Origin of the sequence: Neochlamydia sp. S13, assembly GCF_000648235.2 — a bacterium.
Classification (GTDB): domain Bacteria; phylum Chlamydiota; class Chlamydiia; order Chlamydiales; family Parachlamydiaceae; genus Neochlamydia.
In genome coordinates this window covers 104,544-129,296 of the sequence record NZ_AP017977.1, presented here as the reverse complement: position 1 = coordinate 129,296, position 24,753 = coordinate 104,544, and the positions used below count along the sequence as shown (strand labels likewise).

Here is a 24,753-nt window from a genome sequence, read left to right as displayed (position 1 = left end):
ATATAATTAATAGATAAAAAATTAAGAGCTTCTTTGTTAATTAACTTTACCTCCTAGGGCTTTGCATAAAGTCACATAACTTAAGGCATATTCTTCTTCCGCTACAAGCCATTGCATCCTCCGCCGATGAGCCTCGTCCTCTGCTAGATTAAAGGCAACGAAATCACCTATGCCCTGCTGATAAAGAAGATGCGCTCTCTTTAAAGAACTAGCAGCATATGAATAGATATTTTTATTCTCTGCCAACCGCTTTTCTTCACTTTGCAGCGAATGTAAAGCAAGCTGAACCTCTTCCACAGCATTTAAAAGCTTTTGATGGTAATGGGAAAAAGCTACTTTGGCGCGCGCTTTATAGACATTTACACTGGCTTTATTTTTGCCTGCATCGAATAAAGGAAAAGAGGTTAAAGGCTCGTATAGCCAATACAAATTTTTAAAACTTAAAATATCTGCTAGCTGCTTACTCATTCCCCCAATACTCCCTATTAAGGCAAAATGAGGTAGAGCTTCGGCCATTACTCTTCCAATACGATAAGTCGCAGCAGCTAGCTCGCGATCTGCCTGACGTATGTCGGGGCGCTGATGCAATAAATCAGAAGGCACCCCTAAAGCTACCTGAACCTTAGGTCGAGGCATAGGCGCATAGCATAAAAGATTTTCCTCAAAAGGCCATAGGGTCTCCCCCATCAAAGTAAGTAATCGGTGTTTATATTGCTCGAAATATTTCTTAAACTGTAAGATGGCATTTTTACTTTCACAAATTTTTATTTCAACCTGGGCGATAGAGTCTAAAGTGGAATGATTAAGTACTAATCGTTCCTTTAAAAGATTAGCTCGGGCTTGCAGAATTTGCTGATAGTCTTCCTCTGCTAACAATTGATGTTGAATGCTTCTTAATCGAAGATATGCTTTTGAGACCTCTGCTGTAATTGAAAGTTGAATAGCCATCAAATTCTCATGGGAAGCCCCAAGTTCTGCTTTTCTTGCCAAATTTTCACTGCGAAGCCTTCCAAACAAATCAATTTCCCAGGAAACCATAGGGCCCAGATGAAAGAAATCATAACGTCTTTGGTTTTTGACATTTTGAGTTTTTAAGTAATTGATCAAGCTTGGTTGCTGAAAAAGAATCCCATCTGCTGGAGAGACTGCGTTAGTATGACCCATACCCATATGAACCATAGGGAAATAATCCGCTCTAGATTCTAACAATAAAGCTTGATATTCTTGAAGGCGCTGATAAGCAATATGAACTTCGGGATTATTTTCTAAAGCTCTATTGATCAATCTCTCAAGCACCGCATCGTGAAACGCTGCCCACCAGTTAGGTAACTCATCCTCTTCTTGGACCACTGAAGGCACTTGCTTAAGTAAGATCTGATCCTGCCCTATCTCCCAGTGATCAGGCAGCCTTATTTGAGGATTTTTATAAGCAGGGCCTATCCTCTGGCAGCTAGTATAGATACCACTCATCGCTATTAATGCTAGGCTGAGGTAAAAAAACTTATTCATGGTGGGTGTCATTTCTAGAATCTGGTATAAAAACATCCATTACTTGACCGACAAAAAAACATTTCTGTGAGGTTTTAAAGCGATAAATGAGCTGCACTACTCGCGTGTCTATACGTTCCATAATTGAGCCCGTAAGATTTTTCTTAGGAACCATCAGAGGCTTAATTTTTACAAAACTTAAAGGGATAGGCTTATGATTTTCTCCTCTAAAAAAACCTATTGCCTCTTGGTAAGGCCTAAGATAAGAGATTTCATCTTCATTAACCGACACCTCTACAAAACACTCTTCAATATCCCCTAAAATCATCAAAGGTTCTGCTTTAGAGGCTTGAGCTAACTCACCCGCATGAATGTTAACCTTTAATACCGTGGCCTCTAACGGAGCTCTTATTAAAGTATCATCTAACTTCTGGCGAGAAAGCTCTAAAAGAGCCTTTTGATACGCCACCTCAAAGTTTGCTGCATCCAAATCAGGTTGCCAAGCGCCTGCCTTCAATTGCTGAAGTTGAGCCATTAAATAGTCATATTTGGCTCTTTCTACCTCTACAAGATAATTCTTTTGATTAAGTTCTCCGGGGCTTATCGCCTGCTTAGCTAGGAGATCTTGAGCTAATCGTTGTTGCCTTTCGGCTTCATCTAGTTCTACTTTAGACTGATGGAGAAGAGCTTGCTGAGATGTTAGGTTTTCACTTCTAGGAAGAGCTCGTAAGCGCTCTAATTGCGTCTTTGCCTTTGCTAAAGCTGCTTCGCTTGCTGCCATCTCATGAAGCAATTCTTTATTTTCTAATTGAAGCAGAGGATCACCTAGACTTACTTTATCACCTTCATTAACAAAAACCTTATCAATTCTTCGCTCATTAGAAGCTCGGATAGCGACCTCTTCGCTTCTTGGAATGACTATGCCCATACCAAATATAGCATTTTTTCTGGCAATAAAATGTAAATAAGGATCTTCTAAGTAATGAATATTAGGCTCTTTTTTAAAAAAGACCATCCAGTTAGCTGCTAAAAGCCCTATAAAAGCTAATAAAGCTAAAACTATGAAATATTTTCGTTTTTGGTTCATCCTCTTGCCATGCTTTTAAATAATCTTATTATTTGGCCCTTTTTAAGGTTTATAAAAAAACAGCTCCTTTTTTCTTATTTTCATAGAGGCTATCACCAGTCTTTAAACAACCTTTTTTATTTTTTAGCTCATCTTCTTTGTAAAGCTTCGCAGCTTGCTCGGGAGTGGCTTTTTGCTATAAGTGAGAAGAAATTAAAAAACCTTCTCATTCCCCTTTAAAAAAATCTTAAAAAAATTAATAGATTTTCTCGATTATTCCATCATTCAATTCTATGATGCGATCAGCGTACTCTAATATTCTTTTATCATGGGTAGCTACAATCACTGCATTTTTTGATTTTAAGGCATGCGTCTTTAATAAATTCATCACGATTAATCCGTTTGCATGGTCCAAAGAACTGGTAGGCTCATCGCAAATGATTAATTGAGGCTGATGGATAAGAGCTCTAGCTAAAGCTATCCGCTGCTGTTGACCTCCTGACAGCTCCTGAGGCCATCGATTGGCTAAAGGAGCAATACCTATATCTGCTAGAGCTTCATAGGCACGATTTCTTGCTTCTTGTTTAGACTTATTCTGTAATAAAAGAGGTAATTCAATATTTTCAATGCAAGTTAAAGAGGGCATTAAATAAAAATTTTGAAAAAGAAACCCAATATTTTCGCATCTGAACTTAGTTTTCTCTTCCTCATTCAAATCGCGAGTATTTTTTCCAAAGATTTGGATCCTTCCTTTGTCTTCTTTTAATATGGTGCTTATGATAGAAAGAAAGGTTGTTTTGCCACATCCTGAAGGGCCCATTAAAAAAGCTAACTGGCCACTAAAAAAGTCAACGGTCAAGTATTTTAGGACCATCTGTTGCATCTTAGCAGTGCCATAGCTTTTTACTACATCTTGACATCTAACAGCTATTTCTTGTGCCATATTTTTGTCTATTTGCTCATTACAATTTTAGGATCTTCTTTCAAAACTCTGCGGATACATATCCGGGCTGCCAATAAGTTAATTGAAACGATCGTAAAAGCTGCAAGTAATAAAATTAAGGGGGGAAATAGAAATGCAATCGTACCTTGCGACAAGATAATCATTTGACCTGCTAAAGTTGCAGCCCCTAATCCTAGCCCAAAGCCTATGATTCCTGCGACCAACGCTTGGAAATATATCATCTGAGCTATGGTAAGCGGGGTGGCGCCCAGAGCACGGAGCATGGCAAAAAAGGGCAAAGAGTCAATCGTTAACATATAAAACATAATACCTACAATAGCAATGCCTAGCAAAAAACCTGAAAGGACTGTGGTTCCAAAATTAATCAACACGCCTGTACCTAAGAAATACCAGATGGAACGCCACTTAAATCCTTCTCGAGTGAAAGCTGAAAGCCCAGTTTGATCTTTTATATGTTGAACCACTTTTTCAACATTTTCTCCAGGCTGTACTCTGGCCAATATGAAACCTAAATGACGATTTTTAAAAGGCGTTAGATTTTTATACTGCTGATAGGCCATATACATAATTGGTTGAGGATAAAAGCCTAAGGTTAATTGAGCGATGCCCACAACGACAACGTACTGATCAGCTACTTCCAAACTATCCCCTAGCTTAAGATAAGAAGGTTTACCATCGGCCCCATCAGTCACTAAAGCTTTTTGAACAGCATGTTGGTCTAAAATAATGCCTCCCTCGTGTCGCAGGCTTTCCACCACCCCTTTAACCATGTGTTGAGGAGCACCTAACAGAGAATTTTGATCGATTGCCACCACTTGAGCTTCATGGAACAACCCATTAGAAAGCTTTAAAGGTAAATAGGTCATCGACAACGGGGCTGCCCAAAGGATTCCGGGAACACTTCTAACCTTATCAATTTGGCTGTCAGACATTTCGCGTATTTTATCTATATGCTCAGTTCCTGGATCCATCACCCAAATTTCTGGAGTAGGTATGTCTGTGATGAGTCGATAGGAACGTTCCACTAGCCCTAAAAAAATAGCCGATTGCTGGCAAATCAGAAAACTGGAAAGAAAAATGCCAAATATAAGACCTAAAAATTTAGCTTTATCTCCTATTAGCATTTTAAAAGCTACTACGAGCATGATAAGAATCTCTAAGATATTTTAAAATTAGCGCTTGAAAAAAAAGCACTCGACTTACAGCAAACATAGCAAACTTACCCTATATAAAAAAAATTATAATCTTTAGCAAGCAATCATTTTAAAAAAATCGAAGCTTTGCTCTCTATTGAGGGAAAAGCCTAAAGAGTGATATAAGTTATTATCCTAGTTAATGTGAGGGAATAAAAAAGCTTATATGATTAATGTTCTTTCTGTTCAAAATCTTACAAAGATTTACCCTGGAAAAATTCCTTTTACAGCGATTGATAAAATCTCTTTTGATTTAAAAAAAGGAGAAATTTTAGGGTTGCTAGGACCTAATGGATCAGGCAAGACGACTACAATTCAAATGCTTTTGGGTACACTGGCCTACACTTCGGGAGCTATTTTTTATTTCCAACAAGACTTTGCTCAAACTCGTTCAAAAATCCTTGAGAAGGTTTCGTTTGCCAGCACCTACACCAGTCTTCCTTGGATTCTAACCGTTAAAGAAAACCTAGAAGTCTTTGGTCTACTCTATGGTCTTACCCGAAAGGAAAGTGCTATAAAATTTGATCCCCTCTTAGAACGCTTTGGAATCCTTGGGAAGAGGAATCAGCGGGTAGCTTCATTATCTGCGGGGCAAGTCACTCGTCTCATGCTAGTTAAAGCTTTTTTTACTGATCCTCAGATAGTGCTTTTAGATGAACCTACCGCCTCGTTAGATCCTGATATAGCCAGCGACATCTGTTCTTTTCTTCTTGAACAAAGAGATAAAAAGGGGCTTTCTATCCTTTTTTCCTCTCATAAAATGGAAGAAGTCATGGAAGTTTGTGATCGTACAATTTTCCTTAAAGAGGGTAAAATCATTGCTGACGATCTTCCCGAAAAATTAGCTAAAAGCATTTCAGCCGTTCACGTTAAATTATGCGTACATGCAGGCCTTAATCGTACCATAGCAGTAGCCGCAAATGCTGGTTTTAAATATAGTGTTGATCATCGAAATATCGAAATTCTCATCGAAGAAGATAAAATTCCTGCTTTTCTGCATGCTTTAAGTAAAGAAGGAGTAAACTATGCCACTATTAAAATAAAAGAGCCTTCTCTCGATGATTTCTTTCACCATATAGCCAAGAAGAACAATGAACTTTAGTAGAATCAAAGGCGTTTTCTTTCGTTATTATTATAATGCGATTAAAGGACCCAACCAGCTATCCGATATCTTTTACTGGCCTCTTGTAGATATTCTTCTCTGGGGCTTAACCTCACGGTGGATACAACACCAAAATCATGTAGCCAATCTTCCTTTGGTGCTTATGACAGCTTTAATCTTTTGGCAAGTGACCTGGCGTGGATCGGTGGATATTTCTATAAATATTCTTCAAGAGTTCTGGAATCGCAACTTAGTTAACCTTTTTTCTACTCCCTTAAAGATTTGTGAATGGATAATAGGAACGATATTACTCTGCTTATGCAAGCTAATTTTAACAGTAGCCTTTGGAGCAGTTACAGTCTACTTACTTTATACATTAAACGTATTTACCGTGGGATGGCCATTTCTTCCTTTTGCTATCTTGCTACTTATGTTTGGATGGACCCTCGGCTTTGTTGCCGCCAGTATCATTATTTACTGGGGCCATCAAGTCGAAATGTTGGCTTGGATGATCGGTTTTCTATTTGCGCCTTTCAGTGCTGTATTTTATCCTGTAAATATCTTGCCCGCATGGGCCCAGAAAATCTCCTGGCTCCTGCCCTCCACCTATATTTTCGAGGGCATGCGAAGTATTTTAGATGAAAAACCCTTCCCTTATATCTACCTTTTTTATAGCTTAACTTTGAACGCTATTTACCTAACATTTTCTATTTTTCTTTTTAAATGGATGTTTGAAAAGAGCCGCCAAAAGGGTTTAGGGCGCTTAGAATAAAAGCTTTTACCTTGATCTAACACTGATTTAAAGAGGAAATATGCCTTTTACAATTGAAGGACAATGGGTACCCAGCAAACCAACTTCTTCAAAGCCTTCGAAAGGCGTAAAGATTCGTTTAGTCAAAAGAGGTAAAAATATTTTAACAGCTATTTTAAATTTAAATATGCCTTCTAACGAGCTCATTCATCTAGCCTCTCATCTCAAAAAAAAGCTTGGGTGCGGAGGTGCAATCAAGGATGCAGATATTGAAATCCAAGGAGATAACGTCAGCAAAGTTAGAAAAATTTTAGAGGAATATGGCATTAAATCTTCTTAAAAAATTCTTTTATTCTTTGAATGAAAGAAGTTGCCAAAGCTTACGCTTTAGATAAAAAGAAAGCAAATTTAAAAATAGGAAGAACCTAGGGCTTAAAAAGTTATGCTGATGATTGTGCGCCACGACCTCTGACAAGCCAACGGCGGGTCAAAGATGCTGTATAAGAGATTAGGGAAGGCCCCTAGTAACCGATGACTTAGACATTAGGTTACAAACCACCTTAAGCTGCATGGGTAAAGAGTCCAGGTTGTAGATGCAATATGCTATTGTAGACGTTGATCAAAAGATTTAAAAGGCTGTTTTATAATAGTGGCAATACCACCTATTACCAAAGCTACTGAGCAGACAGCACTTATAACTACGATCCCTTTTGGTATCGCTAAAATTAAGCCGGCTAATTTCATAATTTTAAATGTTGTATAGGTAGCTAAACTATAAGATACAATATTTTTAGCTCCGATAGGGATGGGACCTAAAAGTATCGTAGATCCAGGAATAATACGCTTACTTAATTCATAAACAACCTTTTCTGTTAAAGCAATACCCGCAAAACATATAGCTGCAGTGGAAGGATTAAGAATCTTTGCACCTTTAATGGCATTTACAAGATGAGCTCCAGCAAAGCCTTGAATAGCACAAAAAGCTTCGTCAAGTATTGGATATGAACTTCTAATCATAAAACAACTCCTAAATCAATTCTAAGGGTAAAGCACCGTTAAAGATGATAACTTATCGGGATTAAATAATATTTTCAAGCTTTTTAATTACAATGATGTAGATGTGCTTACTCAAACCGGGAGCTCATAACTTTCTTGGTGTACGTTAATTATCCTGCAATTTTTCCAATACAATAGAATATCCCAACGCAGAAATGATATTTGCAAAGGATATAAGCGTTAGGTTATCCTTTTTGCCTGATCGGATGTCTTGAACGATAGAAGGTGATAAGCCTGCTACTTTGGCAAGCTTTCTAACAGAAATATGATCTTCCTCCATTAAAGCAATGATCAACTCAGATAATAAAAGCTCTTGGTGTTCTTCACCAATCCTTTTCTTATGAGCTGGATCTTGAGCAAGCCTTTCATGGGTAGATAAAACTTTTTTAGCCATAATAATCCTTCCGATTTGACTCTTACCTTATATTAGAGAAGTGTCCTGGGATATGCCCAACACCGGAGCGTTCTTGAACCAATTCATCGAAGGAATGCAACAGCTCTATGAACTTCAAGCCTTCTTAGATGTTCGGCTTCTTCGCCCTGGAGAGGCTCCTTCTAGGGTTAAAGAGGATTTACTAGTATTGCCGGGAACTTAAAGAGAAGTTGCTCTCCTTTATCTCCCTAATATAAATAGAACTAATGTAATACACATTACTCAATAGCAAGACCCTCCCTCACTTAGCGTGGTCCGAAAAAACCAAAAAGCATTACCGTCCAAGACCTTACTGCCAATCTCGTTTCGATTATTTCTTACATTGCGAATATTTCGAATAAGTGCTATTGTAAGAATAGAAGACCATTTAATAGGAGTATCTAGGTTATGCAATCTTTTCACTTACCTGAGCCTATTATGCCTAGCGAAAGCGAGGTAGAATTAGCTCGAGCTTCTAGCCGTATCCTTTCTTCCATGGACTTGCAGAAAGGAAAAACCGTTAAAATCCTACTTGAAACTGATAATTATCAACAGAGTTCGGTTACCTTGCCTTTTTCAGCCTTTAAGCTGTTGATGACAGTGCTCACTCAAATGGCAGAAGGAAATGCAATCACGTTAATTCCTGTGCATGCGGAACTTACAACCCAAGAAGCTGCAGATTTACTTAACGTTTCACGCCCTTATCTGATTCGACTTCTAGAAGAAAAAAAAATTCCCTTTCGTAAGGTAGGGACAAGGCGCCGAATTCTGTTCCAAGATTTAATGGATTATAAGGCTAAAATTGACGCAGCACGTCGTAAAATTCTAGATGAGTTGGCTGAAGAAGCACAAAACCTGGATATGGGATATTAAATGGCTAGCTTTATCGTGATTTATGACTCATGCGTCTTGTATCCAGCTCCTCTAAGAGATCTTCTGATGCGACTCGCATTAACAGAGCTTTATCAAGCGAAATGGACAAAAGATATTCATTGCGAATGGATGCGCAGCCTTTTAAAAAATCGATCGGACTTGACTGAAGAGCGTCTGGAAATGACACGAGCCAAAATGGACTTACATGTCAAAGATTGTTTAGTTTTTGACTATGAAGAGCTGATTGACAATTTGAAGCTACCAGACCCAGATGATCGACATGTATTAAGCAGCCATCAAAGCAAACGCACAAACTATTGTGACCTATAGTTTATCGGATTTTCCTCCATCAGCTGTGGCCAAATATGGGATTGATGCTCAGCACCCTGACGAATTTCTAAGGCATCTAATCGATTTGAGTCCCAGCAAAGTTATGAAAGCAGTGCAAGAAACCAGATTAAGTTTGAAAAAACCTCCAAAAACCTATCATTACGATTTCTCTTCCAAGAAGACTCTTCTATTTTAAAGGAAGTTGATAAACGCAACTCCCAGCATTTGTCAATTGGTATTTCTAGGTTATTTTTGAATAGATTCCCCAAAATGTACTCAATTGACATGAATGAGTGCATTTTGTAGAATCGCTAGTATGAAAAAATACGAAGATAAATTAGAAAAATTGTTAAACAGGCCTTTTTTTACTCTTAAAGAAGCGGAAAATCAAGGCATTCCAAGATGGTCTGTTATCTATTTAACTAAAAATGGTATCTTGGAAAAACTTTGTCCAGGTGTTTACCGATCCTCCACTTATGAACCAAAAGTAGATTTTGACTTGGAAAACCTAGCTTTTACAGCAGCTAGTATTCCAGAAGGAGTGATCTGTCTCATTTCTGCTCTTTGTTATTACGACCTAACAGATCAAATCATGCGTGAAGCTTGGATCGCCATCCCAAATCAAAGACGTTCACCAAAACGTCCTAACGCTCATATTGTGAGAATGCGTAATACTGACCTTGGAAAGGAAACACTCACCATGGGAGAGTACACGGTTCATATTTTTGATAGAGAGCGAACAATTGTAGATGCTTTTCGTTACTTAAGTAAAGAAATCGCTCTTAAGGCATTAAGGCAATATTTTACATTAGCGGATATAAAGCCTGATTCAAAGAAATTAATTGAATACGCGAACATTTTGCGCGTTAATATCAACCCTTATATTTTGTCTTATACCACATGACTGCTGATCTAGAAAAATCTCTTAAAGCTCGTTTGCGAGTGATTGCCAAAGAAACACGTCGGGATCCAGCTGACCTTTGGCAAAACCTTATTTTAGAAAGATTTCTTGTGCGCTTAGCAAAATCGAATCATAGAGAGCGATTTGTTTTAAAAGGCGCCGTATTATTGTCTAAATACATTAATCTAGGCCGAGAAACTAAAGACTTAGATTTTCTTGCCAATGGAGTTAGCAACAGAGTTGATGATCTTTCTCTTATATTTGAAGAAGTCTCAAAGATAGAACTCGATGATGGCTTTACTTTCCAAAATATTAAGGTGGATCAACTTACTCATCCTCATATGCGTTACTCTGGAGCTGAAATCAGCGCAATGGCTTACTTTGGGCAAATTAAGCGCAAGCTTTCAATCGATATTGGTTTTGGAGATATTGTTGAACCAATTCAATATTCGATTCCTTTGCTTAAGGGCGCAAAAGGAGCTATATTTGAATCGAGCGTGAATCTTTCCTGCTATCCTAAAGAATTCATATTTGCAGAAAAATTAGAAACCATCGTTTATCGTGGGTTTTTAAACAGTCGCATGAAAGATTTTCATGATGTGCATTCACTTATCCTCAACGAGTTTTCTACTTCTTTTCGCAATTTAAAATTAATTATAGAATCAGTTTTTGAGCATAGAGGTGCGGCTTTAAAGCTTCCTATCGCATATAAAATAGCCGAATTACCGCAACTTAGGACATTTTGGCAAAGCTACTTGAACGGCTTAAAGATTGATGAGAATACTCTCCCTAAGAATTTTGATGATTTGCTTTCTAGGATCAATGAATGGTTAGTTAGCAAAAACATAAAATAAAAAGTTCGAAAGCTTGCTAAACTGAAGAGTCAACTAACCAGTCACGAAGCCAATCTGCTCAAGTTTGATCAACAGAGATTTATAACTGGTGAATTAGAGGTAGACTCCTATAACCGCCTTAAGTGTCATACTCAAGACCAGATTGAGAAATTAAAGCGCGATATGGAAGATATGAAACTTACTGACACGGCTTTTGAAAAGTATAGCCGCTACGGAATTAACCTTTTGACCCACATGGATATTTACTTCCAAATGGCACCCTTGGACGTGAAACGGAAAATGCTTGGTTCGATATTCCAGGAAAATTGATTTTTGCAGATGGAAAGTATCGAACCGAAGGAATGAATCCAGTTTTGTCGCTTATCCTTCAGAAAACGAGAGAGTTACAAAAAGAAAAAACCGAAAACATTGTCATTTCTGAAAATGTCTCCGGGGATATGCCGATGACCGGACTCGAACCAGCACTTAGTTGCCTAAAGTAGATTTTGAGTCTACCGCGTCTACCATTCCGCCACATCGGCTAAAAAAATTAAAGATGATCATAATTCTTGTTAGCCTAAAACTGCAAGCAAAAAAGGTAAAAACTCCTCTAACAGCAATCCTATTCTTTCGATCGCTACCTAGGCTGGCTAGCCTCTCATTTATTTTTTAGCTTTTTTTTCATGCCGCAGTAGCGGCCTCTTTAGGTTGCAAATACTCACTATTCAATTGCTCTATAGTTAATTGTCTAGTGATTAATTGACGCCAAACCCAACGCAAGGGTCCAAAAACCGAAGCATAGGGCCTAGAATCGTAAAGGCCAAATAGCGCTCGATTAATAAAAAGTAAGGAAATAAAAAAGATAAAGGGAATGATGCCCACAAATCTTTGCATCTTTAAAGATAGGCTTGGTTTAGGATTAGCTTTGCAAAGAATAGCAATTTTTCTGCAAAACAACATTTTATTATGGATAGTATACTGTGCAGTAAAGCGCTGCTTTACAGTTTTTTCTACTGAGCAGATGACTTGATAATTTTTTCCGATATAACGCTGCCCAAACGTAGGAACTTTATCTTCACTATGGTGGAAATTATACATATGCGGACGGCGGTGAGGCAGCCTTGTTTTAAGCTCATCCCATTTTTTCCCATAGGTTGCCGATATGCCTGGAGCATTGAAAGAGAAAACCCCATGAACTAAGCTAGGATTATCTATTGCTGTATAGCGTGCAAGAGCGCCGCCTAGGCTATGGCCGGTTACCAATGCATTCTTATTCTGTTCTAACCATTGAGTGATGTTTTTCTTTCCCCTTGCATAAGCAATATAACCCACCCCACGAGGATCAAAGTCGGCAGCTAATGTGGCTAAAAAACCTCTTTGCGATAATCCAATACGTGTTCCAGAAAAAGCTAAAATAGGCGGCGCCTTTTCATTTTCATCTACCGTTTTGAAACCATAAGCGTACATTCCCATCCATAGACGGATTTCACTTGCTTCATACTCTACCATGCGACCCTCAAAAGGAATTTGGAACCGCTCACCCTCTTTAGGATTAAAGTAGGCTAATTGCTTGCCTACTAATTCTAGGGAAATAAGCTTTTCCAATTCGATATGTGGATCTTTCTTAAAAACCACTTTGTTAATAAGGTTTATTTTGTAAGCTTGATCAAATAGTTTTTGAATGTTAGCTTTTATTTTAGGCTCCCAATGTTTGTTAGCAATACTTGAAGAAAAGATAGAAAGCCAAGTCATTGTTTTAGAACCAACAGGCTTAATGGGTTTCACAAAGCCCAAAGACTCAAATTCGAATCTTATCTTTCCTAAAAGTTCATTATAATTTTCAAACACCTGACAAGCCTTTAGAGAACTTAAATTTTTTTGCTGCCCGCTTTTTATTCCAGCTTTATGAAAAGCATATCTTTTTAAAATTTTAGCAGCAGAGGGAGAAAGCTCGACCTTAAGCTCAGTCTTTAAATAGGCATCCAAACTTTTTGACAGTGTTTTCTTATCTAAAACTGAAGACTTTAATTCACCTTTAAGACAGGTTTCTGAAAATTGCGACCACGAAAAAAGATTTACCATAAAATAGCACTCATTTTATTTTTATATAAATAAATTAAGTGTTATTTTAATTGTTATTATTTAAATTCAGAATAAATTGATATTAATTTAATATTAAGATATTAACTCTTGAATAAAACACTTTTCCAGAAAAGGTTTTATTTCTAAAGTTTTTTTAAATTGATAATATTGCTTTAAAAGCTCAGCGTGACGAGTTTCGCTGCTTGATTGCCGAATCGCACGAATCAATAGATTCTTGGGAGTGTGTTCCATGTCGATGAATTCGATAACTTGAGTCTTGTAACCTAAAATTTCTAATAGCTTGGCGCGCGCTGCCTCAGTCACTAAAGCAGAAAAACGCTCTTTTAATATGCCATGGGATAAAAGAGGCTCTAAGCTTTCACATTGCACCTGTTTATATAGCTCATGTTGACAGCAAGGAACTACCATAATTACTTGCGCCTGCCAGCGCACGGCTTTTTCTAAGGCTGCATCGGTAGCTGTATCGCAAGCATGTAAGGAGACCATTAAATCTATAGGTTCATTTCCCATATAAGCATTGATATCCCCTTGTATGAAATGCAGATGAGTAAAACCTAATTTCTTGGCTAAATTCTGGCATTGGACTACCACATCAGCTTTCAAATCTAATCCTGTAATTTGCACCTTATACTTGAGTTGAAAATGTAAATAGTAATAGAGTGCAAAAGTTAGATAAGCTTTGCCACATCCAAAATCAACGATTTGCAAAGTTTTATCTTTAGCAAAATAAGGAACAATATCCTGGACCATTTCCAAAAAACGATTGATTTGACAAAATTTATCGCGTTTTCCCGGTAAAACTTTTCCCAAATTAGAGCTCACACCTAGCTCTTGCAAGAAAGGAATGGGCTCATTTTCCTTAAGAAGATAATTTTTTGAGCGGTTGTGATTGAGTAAAGGAGTAGCTTTTTTACTAGCAGGCTTATGAATGATAGTTGCCTCACCTTTTTTACTAATAAGTATCTGATAATCTTTAGAGACGGTACAAAAAAGAGCTTGCTTATAATGTTTTAAAGCTTCGAGAATTTTTTCAGTTCCTTCTTCTACAGAATAATTTTTATGGATAACCTTTTGATTTTGCTGATGGCTAAATTGCAATCTCCACTTATTTTTAATAGAAAAAGGGCGAATGGTAATTTTCTGAGAAAGAATTCTATCTCGTGGGGAACTTAATATGGCCTGTAAAAAGCTATTTTCTTGTAAAAGCTCTTGAATCAAAGAATTTATTTTATCTAACTTCATAATGGCTTAAATAATAAAGAATTTAGAATTTGAAAATAAGTCTTTTGTTTGCTTAAATTGTTTTTTTTATTACTCTGCTCTGTTAAATGAGAGGGTTTCCATGACGCAAGAATTTTTAAATAAAATCGATAGCCAAATTCAAGATAAACATTTGCTTAACCATCCTTTCTATCAAGCATGGAGCCGAGGAGAGCTATCTAAAGAGTGTTTAGTAGAATATGCCAAAGAATATTATCAGCATGTAAAAGCATTTCCTTGTTACCTTTCTGCTCTTCATTCTCACACAGAAGATGCCGACACAAGGCGCCATCTTCTTAATAATTTAATTGAAGAAGAAGCAGGTTTACCTAACCATCCTGATTTATGGAAAAGTTTTACGCAACAATTAGGTGCCAGCACTGAAGAAATAGAGGCCCATCGTCCCTCTCCAAGTATGCAAGCAATAATTCATACTTTTATGGAAAGCTGCAAAAACTCTAGCACCGCCGAAGGAATTGCTTCTTTATATGCTTATGAGAGCCAAATACCTTCTATATGCATTTCAAAAATTAAAGGTTTAAAAGAACATTACGGCATGCAAGAACCCAGCCATTGGAAATATTTTTCAGTACACATAGAAGCTGATAAAGAACATGCTGCTGTGGAAAGGAAGCTACTGGAACGCTATGCAAATAAAAGTAATGAAGCTTTAATCGCCGCCTCTGTCGAACGTACTCTCCTTGTTCTATGGAATTTTTTATCTAGTTTATGCACGCGCTACCAGCTGGCTTGTTCAACAAGTGAATCCATTTAAAATTTAAATAAAAATGTTAACAGGAAAAGTTTAATGAAAGACTCTATCATTCAATCAGCACTACGTGCTTTTCTAATTGCTTTATTTACCGTAATAGGAGGCTGCTTAGCCATTTTATTGATTATTTTTGGCATGAGTGCTTTTAATACCTCTACCTCTACTGAACCTACAAAGGATTTTAATATTGAAGTTTTAGCTAACGCTGAAGGAAAAAGAGAAGCGTTCTCTAACCAACCTGTCATCTTAAAAATTAATATTAATGGGATTGTGGGCTTAGATAAATTAGATCAACATCATATTAGTCAAATGTTAATTCAATCACGTGAAGGTATCCTTAAGAATAATCTTGTTAAAGGCATCTTACTGCACATACAAACACCAGGTGGAACTGTAACTGATGCGGATGGTATTTATCGAGCTCTTAAAGCTTATAAACATCAATATAATGTTCCTATCTATGCATTTGTAGATGGCATGTGCGCCTCAGGAGGCATGTATATTGCAGCAGCTGCAGATAGGGTTCTTGCAACTGATACGAGCATTATCGGTAGCATTGGCGTAATAGCCCCTTCCGTCCTTAATATTTCGCAACTTCTGGAAAAGCTAGGTATTCAATCCTTAACTCTTTATGCAGGTAAGGGTAAAGATGGTTTAAATCCTTTACGGCCTTGGCATGCAGGTGAGGAAAACAATTATAAAGAACTTATCGATTACTATTATAACGAATTTGTAAATATTATGACCGCTAACCGTCCTCAGTTGGATAAAACCAAGCTGATTCAGGAGTATGGAGCCAAAATTTTTCCTGCTCAACAAGCTAAGGAATTAGGCTATATCGATGAAAGCGGCGTAACTTTAAACGAAGCTATTTCTCAACTTGCTAGGCAAATGAGTATTGAAGGTCCCAATTATCGTGTAGTTCAGATGCAGAAAGAGACCTGGATTAGCGAAATTTTTAAAACGCAATTAAAAGCTTTGAATGGTTCCATAAAACATGAATTGCAAATTTCACCTGCCTATGATCCTAGGTTATTAGGTCAATTTCAATATATGTTTCGTCCTTAAAGCCCTTATACCTAAGCAATTTAAGTAGCAGTTTGCTTTAGGTAAAATTTAAATGCAAAATTAAGGTGAGGTTAAGGAATCCTCTGAACTCCTCTTAAAGTTTGCATTTAAATTCAAACCCCCTCTCATCTAGAATAGTAGTTAAAGGTCTTAAAAAGGTTTATGATGAATGACATTTATATCATTGATGCATCGGGCTATATCTATCGCTCTTATTTTGCTATTCAAAACATTACGAATCACCAAGGAGAGTCCACGAATGCCTTATTTGGCTTTATCCGTTCGGTCTCAAAACTCATTATTGATTTCCAGCCTTATCATTTAGTGGCGGTCTTTGATGGTCCTCGCAGCATTAATGCACGTACTAGTATCTATGCCGACTATAAAGCCCATCGACCCGATATGCCCCCTGACCTTCTTTATCAAATCCAATGGGCAAGAGAATACTGCGCGCTGCGAGGCATCCCTATTTTAAATATTCCTGAAGTAGAGGCTGATGATACAATGGGAAGTATTGCAGTATGGGCCTCTCAACAGCAACAAGCCAAGGCGTATATTTGCACAAGCGATAAAGATATGTGTCAGCTAGTAAATGATCAAGTCTTTATTCTTAATACTTTTAAAGATAATCTAATCATGGGAGCCCAAGAAATTGAAACAGTTTATGGAGTGCCTCCCCATAAAATTATTGATTTTTTAGCTATAACAGGTGATGCCTCCGATAATATTCCGGGTCTTTCAGGGTTTGGCCCCAAAACTGCTTCCGCACTTTTACAGCAATTTGGCTCGTTGGAATACATCTTGGCCCATCCGGAAGAAATTCCCGGAAAAAAAAAGCAAGAGACCCTCATTCAAGAAGCTGAAAAGGCCCTTCTTAGCAAGCAACTTGTTACTGTCAACACTCATGTAAGTATTCCTCGCGAAGAAAGCTTCTATCGCTTGATTCCCTGCCAGAAAGAGCAGCTAAAAAGCTTTTATATCAGCAAAAACTTTAACTCTTTACTTAAAGAATTAGAAAAAGAGATACCCTCCTCGAATCCACTTGGATTAAGTGCAAGCGACGAACAGGTCGCCTATCAGTGCGTAGATGATGAAGAAAGCTTGAACGCTCTTGTAGGTGAACTCATGCTTCAAAAGGAAATTTGCTTTGACACAGAAACGACCTCGATACATGCCTTAAAAGCAGAACTGATAGGCATAGGCCTATGTTACCAACCTTCTCAAGCATGGTATGTGCCTGTTAATGGTCAGCTGGGCCTTGAAAAAGTAGTTCAGACTTTAAAGCCTCTTTTTGAAAATTCTTCTATTGGCTTTTATGGCCACAATGTTAAATACGACCTCCATGTACTTAGCCTTTACGGCATTCAAGTGGCCAACATTACCTTCGATACTATCTTGGCCTCTTACTTGCTTAACTCGCATAGGCGCCAACATTCTCTCGATACCCTTTCTTTAGAATACTTTGGTAAAGTGAAAATATCCATCCATTCATTGATTGGAAAAGGCAAAAAAGCCATTACCATGCGTGAAGTGCCCCTTGAACAAGTGATGGCCTATTGTTGTGAAGATGTAGATTTCACCTGCCGTCTTAAGAAAGTATTGAAAAAGCAGCTGCAGGAAAGAAAATTATATTCTTTATTAAATAATGTTGAGTTACCTCTTCTTAAAGTTTTGTTAGAGATGGAACGGCAAGGAATTTATTTAGACAAAGAATTTTTAAAGAATTTTTCCATAAAGGTTACTGCCCAAATTAGGGTGCTTGAAAAAGAAATTTATTTAATGGCAGGCGAAGAATTTAATTTAAACTCTCCTAAGCAAATGAGCGATATTCTTTTTAACAAACTAGGCATACAGCCTCCCAAAAAGACTGCCACAGGCAACTCTACCAGTGCCGAAGTTTTAGAATTTCTTCAACATCAATATCCTATTGCTAGTAAATTGATGGAATATCGCATGCTAGAAAAGCTGCGCTCCACCTATGTAGAAACTCTACCCTTAGAAGTTAACCCTAAAACCCATCGCATCCATTGTACCTTTAATCAATCTGTAGCTGCTACAGGCAGGCTATCTTGCCAAGATCCTAACCTACAAAATATTCCTGTGCGCACCCAATGGGGCATTCAAATAAGGCAAGCATTCCGTCCTGAAAAATCAGGGTGGAGCTTCTTGGCTGCAGATTATTCGCAAATTGAACTGCGTCTTCTTGCTCATTTAAGTGAAGATCCTACCCTTTTGGAAGCTTTCCAAAGTAATCAAGATATTCATTTAAGAACCGCTGCAGCAATTTTTAATGTCCCTCTTGAACATGTGACAAAAGAGATGAGATATCAAGCTAAAACGGTAAATTTTGGAGTCATTTACGGCCAAGGCCCTTTTGGGCTTTCCCAAACATTAGGGATTGATGTCAAAGATGCTAAGCTTTTTATTGAGATGTATTTTAAGCAATATAGCAAGGTTAAAGAATACCTAGAATCCGTTAAAGAATCGGTACGTAAGCTAGGAAAAGCAGTCACTCTTACAGGCCGCGAAAGACTTATTCCAGAAATTAATAGCAAAAACATGCAAATCCGGGCAGCAGCAGAAAGGCTCGCTGTCAATGCCCCTATCCAAGGTACGGCAGCCGATCTGATCAAGCTAGCTATGATACAAATTAATGAAAGGCTTCACAAAGAAAGAAAATTAGGTTACATGGTTATACAAATTCATGATGAATTAATTTTTGAGCTTCCTGATTTTGAAATTCTCTCGATAGAGCCCATGGTTCGTGAAATCATGCAAAATGTTTTTAAATTAAAAGTTCCTTTGATTGTAGATATCAGTATTGGCAAAAATTGGAAAGAATGTTAGCATTGTCTAAAGTTGCCGTAACGGGCGGTCTTTCGTGTGGCAAGACATCAGTCTGTCATTTCTTTAAGAGGTTTGGCGCTTACGTAGTAAGTGCAGACGATATTGTACACCGACTGCTTTCCCCTACCACGAATCTCGGTCAGCGCGTTATTCTACTAATTGGCAGCGATATAGTCATAAATAATCAAATCGATCGTTCTAAAATTTCACAAAAGGTATTCAAACAACCCTTATTGCTTAAATCTCTTGAAAGTATCCTACATCCTGCAGTTCAAGATGAAATTAAGAAACACTATGATTTAGCTAATCAACAAAAAAACAGAAAGAAATTATTTGTAGCTGAAATTCCCTTGCTTTTTGAAGCTAGGCTAGAAAATTTTTATGATACAGTGATTAGTGTCGTAGCTGATTCAGACAAAAGTAAAAAGCGTTTTCAAAAAGCTACAGGAAAAAGTATTGAAGAATATGAAAGGCGCTCAGCAAGGCAGCTGTCTATCGATGAAAAAGCTCATAGGGCTGATTATGTTATTGTCAACGATAGCAACCTATACGATTTAGAAATTGAAACAAAAAAGTTAATGAACATTTTAACCCATTAAATTTAGGAGTCTGATTCTTAAATGGATCCAGAAAACACTCATTTAGAGACGCCCTACTCTACCTTTGAAGAGGGCGAAGAGAATCAACAAGAGCACCCATCTATCAACACGACAGCTATTGTTCCCCCTGGCGAAACAATTAAAATCGCTGAAATTCAACGCATGAATATCGATCAATTAAACGCGTTTAGTAAAAAAATTGGCCTTAAACACCTAGGATCTCTTACTAAATCTCAAATGGTTTTTGAAATCGTCAAGGCGCTTTCAGAAAATCCTGCCGAGATTCTGTATGGCGAAGGCGTATTAGAAATTTTGCCTGACGGATTTGGCTTTCTACGCTCCCCCAACTATAACTATTTACCTTCCGCAGAAGATATCTACGTTTCCCCAGCGCAGATTAGGCGTTTTGATCTGAAAAAAGGTGACACCCTTTCTGGGACTATTCGGCCTCCTAAAGATAAAGAAAAATACTTTGCTCTTCTCAAAGTGGATAAAATTAATGGAAAAACTCCAGAAAAAGCCCGCGAGCGAATTCTTTTTGAGAATTTAACAGCTCTGTATCCAAGCAAACGTATGGTCATGGAAACAACAAAAGACAAGCTATCCACGCGTGTTTTGGATCTTGCAGCTCCTATTGGTAAAGGCCAGCGTGGACTAATTGTAGCCCCCCCTCGTACAGGTAAGACGATTATCCTTCAAAATATTGCTAATGCTATAGCTATTAACAATCCAGAAGTCATTGTTATCGTCCTCATGATCGGAGAAAGACCTGAGGAAGTCACAGACATGCAGAGAATTGTTAAAGGAGAAGTCGTTTCCTCAACTTTTGATGAACCCCCTGAAAGACACGTACAAGTAGCAGAAATGGTCATCGAAAAAGCAAGGAGATTAGTCGAGCATGGCAATGATGTCGTTGTTCTGCTAGACTCTATTACAAGATTGGCCCGTGCCTACAATACAATAGAACCCCATTCCGGGAAAATTTTGACAGGCGGTGTAGATGCTAATGCTTTACATAAGCCCAAACGTTTCTTTGGCGCCGCAAGGAATATCGAGCAGGGAGGTTCGCTGACAATTATTGCTACTGCATTAATTGATACAGGGTCTCGTATGGATGAGGTTATTTTTGAAGAATTCAAAGGTACAGGTAATATGGAGCTAGTGCTTGATCGACGTTTAGCTGAGCGGCGTATTTATCCAGCGATTGATATTATTAAGAGTGGAACCCGTAAAGAAGAGCTTCTCTACCATCCTAACGAGCTAGAAAAGGTCTATTTACTACGGCAAGCTGTAGCTGATCTAGCGCCTAACGATGCAATGAATCTAGTTGTAGGCCGCCTGAAAAAAACTAATAGCAATGTGGAATTTTTATTATCTATGAAAGAATAAGTTATTTAAGCTACTTTTTTTTTATTTGATTAATTTAAGTAAGCAAAAATGCCTTTATTTTTTAAGTCGAACACATACAGAAAATAGGATGCAACATGCGCAAAATTCAACTTCTCGTCATTTCTTTAATCCTTCTAGGCGGAGGATGGTGGCTCTGGTCTAATAAGGGAGATGTAAAAAATATAGTGACTCGCTATGTAGAAAATGGTGAATTTCAAACACTAGAAGCGCGCTATACTCCCCAGCAAATTATGGATGCTCATTCTCGTGAGCTTTTAGGAGATACTAGCTATCAATATAAGGAACCCCAGTATAAATATCATCCTTACTTGCTGATGGAAGTTAAATTTACAGCCGATAAAAAAACACGCGAAGGGGTAATTTTATGGAGTTTAACAGATGGAGAAATGGTTCTAAACACTGAAACATGGGAAAGGACCCATGGTTTTGAAGATGCTATTAATGCACAGGCCACACGTGAAGAATTTAAAATACTTAACGCTTTAGCCAAATTTAATGGCATTCGCACGAAAGAAGATTTGCTAGCAGATCTGCAACTAGAAGCTGATGTGGTAAACCCATGGATTGAAAGTGCTCTCCAAAAGCAGCTAATCACTCGTAAGGGCAATCTATTGCAATTACATTTTGAAAACCCTAAAATCCTTGTGACTCCGCAAACAAAGTTTAATAGAATGTTGGTTTCTAAGCCTTACAACTATTCTCAACGTGTTTCTGAAAAGTATACTCCTTCTCAAATCGAAAGGGTTGCTAAATGCGCTTTTGGCCATGATTTCAGCATCCGCCGTATAACTGAAGTATATCTACCTGTTTATGCCATCCACGTAGAAAACCCCGATGGTTCTCTTACCATCACCCATTGGAATGCTGTAACAGGCCAGATGATCAATCCTAAGTACTTTAAAAATGGCCAAGAAAGAATTAAACCAGCCGGGTAACAACAGCAGGCGCGCACTTTGAAAATATACATGGCGTTTTTGATCGTTAAGAAGCCATCTAAACCACGCGAAATATTTTAATAGTTTTTGCCTGATCACTTAAGATATTTAGGTTTATTACAGCCCCTTCATGAGAGAGGATAATATTTGCTTATCACCTCAAATTCTATCCTCTCTTTTTAAGTAACCTTCAATAAAAATAGGCTGAATGTTTAGCTGCTATTCTAGGCTTTCTACCTGCATCGGAAATTTAGAAGCCTAGCGATACTGGCAATTCTCAATTCTTTCTAATGTTTTACTCGCCCTGCCTCACCTTATCACCTGAAGCAAAGCGCAAATCTTTTACCTCTATTTCTCTATCGATCGACTATGATGTTGGATCGTTTGAGAGAGCCAATTACATTTTCATTGCTAAACCTTTTTCTTGTGGGAATGGGATTTACTTTTTCCTCTCTATCGCTAGAGGGTTTTCTTAATCTTTTTCTTAAGCCTTTGTGCTTGGATACGTAGCTTTTTTAATCCTTGATAGCCTTTAAGATCTGTTAGCACTTTTGCTTACACTCGATGATATACTTTTTTATTCTTGACAGTTAGGCAACTTTTCTTGATGACTCAAAGGTTACATTTTCTTGTACTGCATTTAAATGTTTACGAGAAGGCCTTAAAACAAAGATTTCATCTAGCGTCTTTTCGAAATCACGGAAGAGTTCTTTTGAATTTTCATGCTCAACAATTTCTCTTACAACTTGACACAAAGCATCCACTCTAGACTTTTCTACTAGGCTCCCCAAGGTTGCTAAAGGGAGTTTGTTCTTAATGAAATTTGTTTGAGACAAATGAAAAAGAAAGCAGTGGTCAAACAGCAGGCTTAGAATCAAAGGTCGCTCTGATCCCTCAACGCCGCACTGTTTGGCCAAACTGCAAAACCCACAATGACTACTCCAATCTTCAATAAAAACCTCTACTAACCATCTCACAGTATATCCTTGCATCACATCTTTCATATTCCAGGAAAGATTTGCAGCCATAAGATAGCGATACTCATTTTCGCCCTCATATTTAAGGGCTATTACCAATCGTTTTTTATGATGAGAAGGAACATATAACCTTGCTCCCCCGGCTTGCACCACATTTTTTTTATCACCGCGAATGAAAATTTCCTGATTCCAGCCTTTGTAGGCTTCAAAGAATTCTTGGCACGAGAGAGACTTTTTACCTCACATGACTTTTTGATTCTTTCTGAGCTGAGTAATGATTTGCACTCCAGGCCAAATACCTTCTACTCCATCTACAAACAAGCTGTTGCCGTAAAGAGCATCAGCCAGTACACAAGTGACCTTAAAAGCAGGAAATTCACAAGCAAAATTTTTAAGTAATTGTAAAGCTAGTGTATACTTTTTTGGATATTCTATTGACCTTTTAGGCTCTTTTGGACGGTCTTTTTTAGAAACCCCTAACTTTTTTAGCTTCCTCACTTCCTGTTGCCATCTTGTGAGTACGGGATCGGGAGAATAAAAGGCAAAGGAGAAGGGAATGCAAAATTTTTTAGTAACTAGCTGAAGAAATACTATATTTTGACCACAAAAATAACCACTAGTTTTTTTATCACGGATTTTATGTAAATGATGCAACTTCTCAGCATTTTTTGATCGACTGTGATCTTTATCATCGATAACAAGAACCCCTTCTGTGATGCCATGTTTATGCAGGACCGCGCGAACACTACAAATTAGCAGCCTATTCCAAGCAATCTTAGCACGTCTAAACATGGCCGATAAAGCCATCTTTTTATAACTTTTAAGCCCAGCCCTTTCAAATTTTGCCCAACAGATTGAGTTAGTAACTAATATTCCCATCAAACAAAAGGCTAGCCAACACCATTGAATTTTGGATAAGCTATTGAGGGAATTTTCTTGTTTGAGAGCAACTTCAAGTTGATTTAGATATTCTTTAATAAAGGGAAGCGGTTGGGAAAACATAGACAAAAAATTATTTTTAATGAGTTGATAAGCTACCACATTATTTTATTAAAAAATAGTCAACAAGAAAAAAGTACATCATCGAGTTACAGCTTAATTTTAAGGAGGAGATTTTTTGAATAGCCTAAAATTATGCTTTTTACTTTTAAATACAATGAAAGGGATAGACAGCACATTTAAAACAAAGGCCACCAGCCTTGCCATTATTTTCAGAAAAATTCTGGATGAGAGCCTAGCCTAGCCAAATACAGACATTTATAATCCGTCCTATAAATCAGCAAAACGTCAGGTTTAAGATGACACTCGCAATAGCGAATATAGTCTCCGGAAAGAGCATGATCGCAATATTTTTCAGGTAATTTTTTCCCCGCTCAAAGTCGAGTAACAATTTTATCCAACTCGTCGATTATTGCTTGCCTATACTGATATTTTTTATAAGTCTTTTTAAATCGACTATAAGGCTTAAGATCTAGCACTGGGTTTAACTCCCATATTTTCCCAAAAATCATCCATGGATTTATAAACCATTCCGCCCCCCTCATCAAGTTCTTTCATAGCTGCAAGGGTTTCCTTGTTGGGGGTACAAGGGAAATCCTTTCTAAGATAAGAAAGCACTAATTCACTAAGATTCAAATGAGCCTTAGCGGCTAATATCTTGATGTAAACCCTTTCCTCAGGGGTACACTCTATAGTCATTCTGACTTTATCCTGATTGGTATGAGAATGAGCACCCATATACACCTCCTTGGTTAAACCCCTATTTCATCATTTCCCCAGGATTTTTGTAAATGCCATCTACCCAGAGAATCCT

The 24,753-nt window shown here is 37.7% G+C and carries 25 protein-coding genes, 1 tRNA gene and 1 pseudogene; 14 read left to right on the top strand and 13 right to left on the bottom strand.

The features are described from left to right. Nucleotides 1–36 precede the first annotated feature (36 nt). The 4 genes from TY21_RS00520 to TY21_RS00505 all read right to left on the bottom strand — a co-directional run bounded on the left by TY21_RS00520 (nt 37) and on the right by TY21_RS00505 (nt 4,642). Nucleotides 37–1,509, bottom strand: coding sequence for an efflux transporter outer membrane subunit (locus tag TY21_RS00520; protein WP_042242682.1), 1,473 nt, complete (start codon nt 1,507–1,509; stop codon nt 37–39). Continuing rightward, nucleotides 1,502–2,575 (bottom strand): HlyD family secretion protein, encoded by a 1,074-nt coding sequence (locus TY21_RS00515; protein ID WP_042242684.1) that lies wholly within the window; start codon nt 2,573–2,575, stop codon nt 1,502–1,504. The genes TY21_RS00520 and TY21_RS00515 overlap by 8 nt, the downstream gene beginning before the upstream one ends. Before the next feature lie 235 nt (nt 2,576–2,810). After that, complete coding sequence (locus TY21_RS00510; RefSeq protein ID WP_042242691.1) at nt 2,811–3,497, bottom strand: ABC transporter ATP-binding protein; 687 nt, start codon at nt 3,495–3,497, stop codon at nt 2,811–2,813. Between the two features lie 8 nt (nt 3,498–3,505). Next, nucleotides 3,506–4,642 carry an ABC transporter permease gene (locus TY21_RS00505; RefSeq protein ID WP_158622987.1) on the bottom strand — a complete coding sequence of 379 codons (1,137 nt, stop codon included), beginning with the start codon at nt 4,640–4,642 and terminating at the stop codon, nt 3,506–3,508. A 235-nt stretch (nt 4,643–4,877) separates the two neighbouring features. Between TY21_RS00505 and TY21_RS00500 the strand changes: the two genes are divergently transcribed. Genes TY21_RS00500 through TY21_RS00490 form a run of 3 tightly spaced genes read left to right on the top strand, consistent with a single transcriptional unit; the run spans nt 4,878 to nt 6,904 of the window. After that, complete coding sequence (locus TY21_RS00500; RefSeq protein ID WP_052354602.1) at nt 4,878–5,813, top strand: ABC transporter ATP-binding protein; 936 nt, start codon at nt 4,878–4,880, stop codon at nt 5,811–5,813. Next, the gene (locus tag TY21_RS00495; protein ID WP_042242697.1) at nt 5,803–6,585 is read left to right on the top strand and encodes an ABC transporter permease; all 783 of its coding nucleotides are present in this window, start codon (nt 5,803–5,805) and stop codon (nt 6,583–6,585) included. The genes TY21_RS00500 and TY21_RS00495 overlap by 11 nt, the downstream gene beginning before the upstream one ends. Before the next feature lie 40 nt (nt 6,586–6,625). Beyond that, on the top strand, nt 6,626–6,904 hold the full coding sequence (locus tag TY21_RS00490; protein ID WP_042242700.1) for a translation initiation factor: 279 nt from the start codon (nt 6,626–6,628) through the stop codon (nt 6,902–6,904). A 263-nt stretch (nt 6,905–7,167) separates the two neighbouring features. Here TY21_RS00490 and TY21_RS00485 read toward each other — a convergent pair whose 3' ends face one another. Both TY21_RS00485 and TY21_RS11245 read right to left on the bottom strand, forming a co-directional pair. After that, nucleotides 7,168–7,581, bottom strand: a complete 414-nt coding sequence (locus TY21_RS00485) for a hypothetical protein (RefSeq protein ID WP_042242703.1) — start codon at nt 7,579–7,581, stop codon at nt 7,168–7,170. Nucleotides 7,582–7,726: 145 nt separating this feature from the next. After that, nucleotides 7,727–8,014 (bottom strand): helix-turn-helix domain-containing protein, encoded by a 288-nt coding sequence (locus TY21_RS11245; RefSeq protein ID WP_042242706.1) that lies wholly within the window; start codon nt 8,012–8,014, stop codon nt 7,727–7,729. A 73-nt stretch (nt 8,015–8,087) separates the two neighbouring features. On the opposite strand from TY21_RS11245, the gene TY21_RS11600 reads away from it, so the two are divergent. The 5 genes from TY21_RS11600 (at nt 8,088) to TY21_RS00460 (ending at nt 10,990) form a co-directional block, all read left to right on the top strand. Then, complete coding sequence (locus TY21_RS11600) at nt 8,088–8,216, top strand: hypothetical protein (RefSeq protein ID WP_255501503.1); 129 nt, start codon at nt 8,088–8,090, stop codon at nt 8,214–8,216. A gap of 224 nt (nt 8,217–8,440) precedes the next feature. Further along, nucleotides 8,441–8,905, top strand: a complete 465-nt coding sequence (locus TY21_RS00475; protein ID WP_042242709.1) for a helix-turn-helix domain-containing protein — start codon at nt 8,441–8,443, stop codon at nt 8,903–8,905. A 66-nt stretch (nt 8,906–8,971) separates the two neighbouring features. Continuing rightward, a complete protein-coding gene (locus TY21_RS11240; RefSeq protein WP_232044369.1) occupies nt 8,972–9,235 on the top strand; it encodes a hypothetical protein in 264 nt (87 codons plus the stop codon). 316 nt (nt 9,236–9,551) lie between these two features. Next, nucleotides 9,552–10,139 carry a type IV toxin-antitoxin system AbiEi family antitoxin domain-containing protein gene (locus tag TY21_RS00465; protein ID WP_042242712.1) on the top strand — a complete coding sequence of 196 codons (588 nt, stop codon included), beginning with the start codon at nt 9,552–9,554 and terminating at the stop codon, nt 10,137–10,139. A 38-nt stretch (nt 10,140–10,177) separates the two neighbouring features. Then, nucleotides 10,178–10,990: a nucleotidyl transferase AbiEii/AbiGii toxin family protein gene (locus TY21_RS00460; protein ID WP_158622986.1), complete on the top strand. Its 813-nt coding sequence runs from the start codon at nt 10,178–10,180 to the stop codon at nt 10,988–10,990. A 438-nt stretch (nt 10,991–11,428) separates the two neighbouring features. Here the strand turns inward: TY21_RS00460 and TY21_RS00455 are convergent. The 3 genes from TY21_RS00455 to TY21_RS00445 all read right to left on the bottom strand — a co-directional run bounded on the left by TY21_RS00455 (nt 11,429) and on the right by TY21_RS00445 (nt 14,314). Next, nucleotides 11,429–11,511 (bottom strand) — tRNA-Leu (locus TY21_RS00455). Between the two features lie 139 nt (nt 11,512–11,650). Continuing rightward, nucleotides 11,651–13,051 (bottom strand): alpha/beta hydrolase, encoded by a 1,401-nt coding sequence (locus TY21_RS00450; RefSeq protein ID WP_042242718.1) that lies wholly within the window; start codon nt 13,049–13,051, stop codon nt 11,651–11,653. Between the two features lie 93 nt (nt 13,052–13,144). Then, nucleotides 13,145–14,314, bottom strand: a complete 1,170-nt coding sequence (locus TY21_RS00445) for an SAM-dependent methyltransferase (protein ID WP_042242721.1) — start codon at nt 14,312–14,314, stop codon at nt 13,145–13,147. Nucleotides 14,315–14,414: 100 nt separating this feature from the next. Here TY21_RS00445 and TY21_RS00440 point away from each other — a divergent pair, with 100 nt between their 5' ends. The 6 genes from TY21_RS00440 (at nt 14,415) to TY21_RS00415 (ending at nt 21,963) form a co-directional block, all read left to right on the top strand. Beyond that, nucleotides 14,415–15,107 (top strand): CADD family putative folate metabolism protein, encoded by a 693-nt coding sequence (locus tag TY21_RS00440; protein WP_042242723.1) that lies wholly within the window; start codon nt 14,415–14,417, stop codon nt 15,105–15,107. 33 nt (nt 15,108–15,140) lie between these two features. Beyond that, complete coding sequence (locus tag TY21_RS00435; protein ID WP_042242727.1) at nt 15,141–16,172, top strand: S49 family peptidase; 1,032 nt, start codon at nt 15,141–15,143, stop codon at nt 16,170–16,172. A 162-nt stretch (nt 16,173–16,334) separates the two neighbouring features. Further along, complete coding sequence (polA, locus tag TY21_RS00430) at nt 16,335–19,019, top strand: DNA polymerase I (protein ID WP_232044368.1); 2,685 nt, start codon at nt 16,335–16,337, stop codon at nt 19,017–19,019. After that, nucleotides 19,013–19,618 carry a dephospho-CoA kinase gene (gene coaE / locus TY21_RS00425; protein WP_042242733.1) on the top strand — a complete coding sequence of 202 codons (606 nt, stop codon included), beginning with the start codon at nt 19,013–19,015 and terminating at the stop codon, nt 19,616–19,618. The genes polA and coaE overlap by 7 nt, the downstream gene beginning before the upstream one ends. Nucleotides 19,619–19,639: 21 nt before the next feature. After that, nucleotides 19,640–21,007 (top strand): transcription termination factor Rho, encoded by a 1,368-nt coding sequence (gene rho / locus TY21_RS00420; protein ID WP_042242735.1) that lies wholly within the window; start codon nt 19,640–19,642, stop codon nt 21,005–21,007. 95 nt (nt 21,008–21,102) lie between these two features. Then, nucleotides 21,103–21,963: a hypothetical protein gene (locus TY21_RS00415; RefSeq protein ID WP_042242740.1), complete on the top strand. Its 861-nt coding sequence runs from the start codon at nt 21,103–21,105 to the stop codon at nt 21,961–21,963. Between the two features lie 590 nt (nt 21,964–22,553). Here TY21_RS00415 and TY21_RS00410 read toward each other — a convergent pair. The 4 genes and pseudogenes from TY21_RS00410 to TY21_RS00395 form a co-directional block, all read right to left on the bottom strand. Then, nucleotides 22,554–23,090: a hypothetical protein gene (locus tag TY21_RS00410; RefSeq protein WP_130589436.1), complete on the bottom strand. Its 537-nt coding sequence runs from the start codon at nt 23,088–23,090 to the stop codon at nt 22,554–22,556. Nucleotides 23,091–23,180: 90 nt separating this feature from the next. Further along, on the bottom strand, nt 23,181–23,942 hold the full coding sequence (locus TY21_RS00405) for a transposase (protein WP_130589435.1): 762 nt from the start codon (nt 23,940–23,942) through the stop codon (nt 23,181–23,183). A gap of 209 nt (nt 23,943–24,151) precedes the next feature. Continuing rightward, nucleotides 24,152–24,298 (bottom strand): annotated as a pseudogene (locus tag TY21_RS11760) (type II toxin-antitoxin system YafQ family toxin); the annotation flags it as partial. A gap of 106 nt (nt 24,299–24,404) precedes the next feature. Continuing rightward, nucleotides 24,405–24,677 carry a hypothetical protein gene (locus tag TY21_RS00395; RefSeq protein WP_042242965.1) on the bottom strand — a complete coding sequence of 91 codons (273 nt, stop codon included), beginning with the start codon at nt 24,675–24,677 and terminating at the stop codon, nt 24,405–24,407. Nucleotides 24,678–24,753 lie beyond the last annotated feature (76 nt).

Coding starts and splice junctions, on each gene's coding strand:
- TY21_RS00520 (WP_042242682.1), bottom strand. CDS start 1,509: ATGAATAAGTTTTTTTACCTCAGCCTAGCATTAATAGCGATGAGTGGT.
- TY21_RS00515 (WP_042242684.1), bottom strand. CDS start 2,575: ATGAACCAAAAACGAAAATATTTCATAGTTTTAGCTTTATTAGCTTTT.
- TY21_RS00510 (WP_042242691.1), bottom strand. CDS start 3,497: ATGGCACAAGAAATAGCTGTTAGATGTCAAGATGTAGTAAAAAGCTAT.
- TY21_RS00505 (WP_158622987.1), bottom strand. CDS start 4,642: ATGCTAATAGGAGATAAAGCTAAATTTTTAGGTCTTATATTTGGCATT.
- TY21_RS00500 (WP_052354602.1), top strand. CDS start 4,878: ATGATTAATGTTCTTTCTGTTCAAAATCTTACAAAGATTTACCCTGGA.
- TY21_RS00495 (WP_042242697.1), top strand. CDS start 5,803: ATGAACTTTAGTAGAATCAAAGGCGTTTTCTTTCGTTATTATTATAAT.
- TY21_RS00490 (WP_042242700.1), top strand. CDS start 6,626: ATGCCTTTTACAATTGAAGGACAATGGGTACCCAGCAAACCAACTTCT.
- TY21_RS00485 (WP_042242703.1), bottom strand. CDS start 7,581: ATGATTAGAAGTTCATATCCAATACTTGACGAAGCTTTTTGTGCTATT.
- TY21_RS11245 (WP_042242706.1), bottom strand. CDS start 8,014: ATGGCTAAAAAAGTTTTATCTACCCATGAAAGGCTTGCTCAAGATCCA.
- TY21_RS00475 (WP_042242709.1), top strand. CDS start 8,441: ATGCAATCTTTTCACTTACCTGAGCCTATTATGCCTAGCGAAAGCGAG.
- TY21_RS11240 (WP_232044369.1), top strand. CDS start 8,972: ATGCGACTCGCATTAACAGAGCTTTATCAAGCGAAATGGACAAAAGAT.
- TY21_RS00465 (WP_042242712.1), top strand. CDS start 9,552: ATGAAAAAATACGAAGATAAATTAGAAAAATTGTTAAACAGGCCTTTT.
- TY21_RS00450 (WP_042242718.1), bottom strand. CDS start 13,051: ATGGTAAATCTTTTTTCGTGGTCGCAATTTTCAGAAACCTGTCTTAAA.
- TY21_RS00445 (WP_042242721.1), bottom strand. CDS start 14,314: ATGAAGTTAGATAAAATAAATTCTTTGATTCAAGAGCTTTTACAAGAA.
- TY21_RS00440 (WP_042242723.1), top strand. CDS start 14,415: ATGACGCAAGAATTTTTAAATAAAATCGATAGCCAAATTCAAGATAAA.
- TY21_RS00435 (WP_042242727.1), top strand. CDS start 15,141: ATGAAAGACTCTATCATTCAATCAGCACTACGTGCTTTTCTAATTGCT.
- polA (WP_232044368.1), top strand. CDS start 16,335: ATGATGAATGACATTTATATCATTGATGCATCGGGCTATATCTATCGC.
- coaE (WP_042242733.1), top strand. CDS start 19,013: ATGTTAGCATTGTCTAAAGTTGCCGTAACGGGCGGTCTTTCGTGTGGC.
- rho (WP_042242735.1), top strand. CDS start 19,640: ATGGATCCAGAAAACACTCATTTAGAGACGCCCTACTCTACCTTTGAA.
- TY21_RS00415 (WP_042242740.1), top strand. CDS start 21,103: ATGCGCAAAATTCAACTTCTCGTCATTTCTTTAATCCTTCTAGGCGGA.
- TY21_RS00405 (WP_130589435.1), bottom strand. CDS start 23,942: ATGTTTTCCCAACCGCTTCCCTTTATTAAAGAATATCTAAATCAACTT.
- TY21_RS00395 (WP_042242965.1), bottom strand. CDS start 24,677: ATGGGTGCTCATTCTCATACCAATCAGGATAAAGTCAGAATGACTATA.